The following is a 1,818-nucleotide window of genomic DNA, read 5'->3' as shown; positions in this document are numbered from 1 at the left end:
GTGCGTCTGCTTCGGCAGATTAGCTTTAAATTTATTGAGGCTCACATAGTAATAGGTAAGTTAAGTAATTAACTTGTCAGCATACTTTGAGAGCGACCGGTTCTAGCGATTTATCGCGAAAAACCGAAAACAGTAACAGGTTTAAACTGAAGAGTTTGATCCTGGCTCAGATTGAACGCTGGCGGCATGCCTTACACATGCAAGTCGAACGGCAGCACGGGTGCTTGCACCTGGTGGCGAGTGGCGAACGGGTGAGTAATACATCGGAACGTACCTTGTAGTGGGGGATAGCTCGGCGAAAGCCGGATTAATACCGCATACGCTCTGAGGAGGAAAGCGGGGGACCTTCGGGCCTCGCGCTACAAGAGCGGCCGATGTCAGATTAGCTAGTTGGTGAGGTAAAAGCTCACCAAGGCGACGATCTGTAGCTGGTCTGAGAGGACGACCAGCCACACTGGGACTGAGACACGGCCCAGACTCCTACGGGAGGCAGCAGTGGGGAATTTTGGACAATGGGCGAAAGCCTGATCCAGCAATGCCGCGTGTGTGAAGAAGGCCTTCGGGTTGTAAAGCACTTTTGTCCGGAAAGAAATCCTCTGGGTTAATACCTCGGGGGGATGACGGTACCGGAAGAATAAGCACCGGCTAACTACGTGCCAGCAGCCGCGGTAATACGTAGGGTGCAAGCGTTAATCGGAATTACTGGGCGTAAAGCGTGCGCAGGCGGTTTTGTAAGACGGATGTGAAATCCCCGGGCTTAACCTGGGAACTGCATTCGTGACTGCAAGGCTAGAGTATGGCAGAGGGGGGTAGAATTCCACGTGTAGCAGTGAAATGCGTAGAGATGTGGAGGAATACCGATGGCGAAGGCAGCCCCCTGGGCCAATACTGACGCTCATGCACGAAAGCGTGGGGAGCAAACAGGATTAGATACCCTGGTAGTCCACGCCCTAAACGATGTCAACTAGTTGTTGGGGATTCATTTCCTTAGTAACGTAGCTAACGCGTGAAGTTGACCGCCTGGGGAGTACGGTCGCAAGATTAAAACTCAAAGGAATTGACGGGGACCCGCACAAGCGGTGGATGATGTGGATTAATTCGATGCAACGCGAAAAACCTTACCTACCCTTGACATGTACGGAATCCTGCTGAGAGGTGGGAGTGCTCGAAAGAGAACCGTAACACAGGTGCTGCATGGCTGTCGTCAGCTCGTGTCGTGAGATGTTGGGTTAAGTCCCGCAACGAGCGCAACCCTTGTCCTTAGTTGCTACGCAAGAGCACTCTAAGGAGACTGCCGGTGACAAACCGGAGGAAGGTGGGGATGACGTCAAGTCCTCATGGCCCTTATGGGTAGGGCTTCACACGTCATACAATGGTCGGTACAGAGGGCTGCCAAACCGCGAGGTGGAGCTAACCCCAGAAAACCGATCGTAGTCCGGATCGCAGTCTGCAACTCGACTGCGTGAAGCTGGAATCGCTAGTAATCGCGGATCAGCATGTCGCGGTGAATACGTTCCCGGGTCTTGTACACACCGCCCGTCACACCATGGGAGTGGGTTTTGCCAGAAGTAGGTAGCCTAACCGTAAGGAGGGCGCTTACCACGGCAGGATTCATGACTGGGGTGAAGTCGTAACAAGGTAGCCGTAGGGGAACCTGCGGCTGGATCACCTCCTTTCTAGAGCATGCACTGGAAGTTGAGTGTTCACGCTTATCGGTTGTTGACTGCGTAGATCTAAGTCGGGTCTGTAGCTCAGGTGGTTAGAGCACCGTCTTGATAAGGCGGGGGTCGAAGGTTCAAGTCCTTCCAGACCCACCAA

At 53.3% G+C, this 1,818-nt stretch carries 1 tRNA gene and 1 rRNA gene; both read left to right on the top strand.

Going from position 1 to position 1,818, the window contains the following annotated elements:
* Window positions 1–143: 143 nt before the first annotated feature.
* Window positions 144–1,676 (top strand): 16S ribosomal RNA (locus PMO31116_RS23490).
* Between the two features lie 64 nt (window positions 1,677–1,740).
* A tRNA-Ile gene (locus tag PMO31116_RS23485) sits at window positions 1,741–1,817 on the top strand.
* The last annotated feature ends 1 nt before the right edge of the window (window position 1,818 follow it).

The sequence above is a fragment of the Pandoraea morbifera genome, assembly GCF_902459575.1.
GTDB classification, from domain to species: Bacteria; Pseudomonadota; Gammaproteobacteria; order Burkholderiales; family Burkholderiaceae; genus Pandoraea; species Pandoraea morbifera.
This window is presented reverse-complemented; position numbering and strand designations above follow the sequence as displayed.